The organism is Pseudoalteromonas sp. RB2-MNA-CIBAN-0110 (genome assembly GCF_040309305.1).
Taxonomy (GTDB): Bacteria; Pseudomonadota; Gammaproteobacteria; order Enterobacterales; family Alteromonadaceae; genus Pseudoalteromonas; species Pseudoalteromonas arctica.
This window is the reverse complement of record NZ_JBEOOQ010000277.1, coordinates 1-247: the sequence shown is the minus strand read 5'-3', so window position 1 is coordinate 247 and position 247 is coordinate 1. Positions and strand designations below refer to the sequence as shown.

1 protein-coding gene is annotated in these 247 nt (G+C 43.3%); it reads left to right on the top strand.

The features are described 5' to 3' along the window. Window positions 1-247 (top strand): glycosyl hydrolase family 18 protein (locus AAEY68_RS21485; RefSeq protein ID WP_350586876.1); only part of this gene is annotated, 247 nt, incomplete at both ends.

Below are 247 nucleotides of genomic sequence, written 5' to 3'. Positions count from 1 at the left end.
CCCATGCTGATGGCTCAGTCAATTATGAAGGTATTAATGCATTTGCAAAAAGCACCGTTGAGTTTATTGAAAAATATGGATTTGACGGCGTTGATATTGATTATGAATACCCATCTTCAATGAACGACTCAGGTCACCCCGATGATTTTCCTATATCCAACGCGCGCCGTGCAGGATTGAATGCCTCATACCAAGTGCTAATGAAAAAAGTACGTGAAGAGCTAGACCGTGCAGGTGAAGCAGCAGG